The sequence below is a fragment of the Fimbriimonadaceae bacterium genome, assembly GCA_019638775.1.
In the GTDB taxonomy this organism is placed as follows: Bacteria; Armatimonadota; Fimbriimonadia; order Fimbriimonadales; family Fimbriimonadaceae; genus JAHBTD01.
Genome location: JAHBTD010000099.1, coordinates 1 through 1473, shown reverse-complemented (window position 1 = coordinate 1473; position 1473 = coordinate 1). Strand labels below are relative to the sequence as shown.

The 1473-nt window shown below is 56.8% G+C and carries 2 protein-coding genes; both read right to left on the bottom strand.

Annotated elements, in window-relative coordinates:
- The coding region (locus KF784_20230; GenBank protein ID MBX3121384.1) for a hypothetical protein at positions 1 to 879 on the bottom strand (879 nt) is incomplete at its 3' end.
- Positions 876 to 1473 (bottom strand): hypothetical protein (locus KF784_20225; protein MBX3121383.1); only part of this gene is annotated, 598 nt, incomplete at its 5' end. The genes KF784_20225 and KF784_20230, both read right to left, overlap by 4 nt.

Here is a 1473-nt window from a genome sequence, read left to right as displayed (position 1 = left end):
GGTTGGTCCCGACCGGAATGCCACGAGCCAGGTCCCAGGACTGAGCGACCGGAACTCCACGATCTCATTCGTGCAGAGCCGATAGTCGTCCCCGTTCGGACAGATGAGCGTCGCGCTATGAATGAGCTGGACGCCGGAGCCGGTAAACCGCGCATGGAAGTGATAGCCCGCCGGCATCGAGGCCAGTGCCGTCACGTCTACATCCGACCCGCCGATGTCGACGAAGTCCCCATCCGCCGGAATCGTGAGTGTAGCTAGCGCCGGGTAGGTACTGCCGATGCGGCCGTCGTAGGCGCCTTCCGCCCCTTGATGGTGCATAGCCAGACGCCAGACGTTGTTCCCGTCATTGAGGAAGAAGGCCACATCGCCGGTCTTGAACGTCCGCGGCTTCGCGTTCGGCAAGACCAGATTCGCCGAATGCGTCATGGTCTGGTCGGCGTCGAAGGCCAACCATTGGAAGGGCGGATCTCCCGTGATTTGCGAGATCGGCGCGTCGCCGATGATATGCGTCCAGATGCCAGGCCCGACGGTAATCGTCGTCGCCGCGGTGACCGCGTCGCCCTCTTCGAACACGGATTGAATCGTGTCCAGGATCGAGAAGTTGTCCCAGGTATAGAGCACATCATGCGAGGGCCCGGTCGACGTGGATTTCGCAACGATCAGTTTGTAAAGCCCGTCCCCAAAGAAGGAGAGCAGCCCGCGCGCATCGCCCTGATAGGGATTCGGGAGGGGAACGCTCTTCGATCGGTCGAGCCAGAGATCCTTCGGCGACGAGAACCCCACGGACCCTGCTTCGTAGTGGTAGAGTTTGACGCCGCTCTGGAGCACGCCCCCGTCGAAGAACGGCCCGAGGGTCTGGAATTGCGCGTTGGTACTCACTTTTTACTCCGACGACGGTTGAGTATCTCTTTCCCTACCCGATAGGTCTCTGCGTGCATCCCTTCGGTTAAATCAGCCATGCTTTGCGCGAATCGTTTCTCATCTCCTGACATCCCTTCAATGGCATCGCGGTTTTTCTTTCGTGTCGCATCTATTCTGTTTAAGGCCTGCTCGAGAACTGCCTCTGTTTCTTCGATACCATACAAGTAAATTTTTCCATTTTTTTCAATAACATTAGACGGTTCTTTGTATGGTTCCTTTGCATAGGCCGAGCTTGGGCTAATCAAATCAAGCAAAGAGAATGACGTATTATTGCCTACATCTGCGTCATTATGCAGTTCGCTGAGATTGTAAAGATGCAGCCTGAGCTGATGCTTGACGAGCGCATTATCCGGACCATATGTGCCGGCGTTGACCAGGGTTTGATACACCTTGGGATCGAAGAACGCTTCAAGCAGAATCGCTTCCTGCTGCTTAGCTGTCATCCGGGCAAAGGTTTTGATCAGGAAATTTGCCGCCCGCTCGCCTCCCCCATAGAGCATCGGCACGCGTCCCGTCAGTGTAGCCCAGGTACGGGAGACCAAGGTGCTCGCC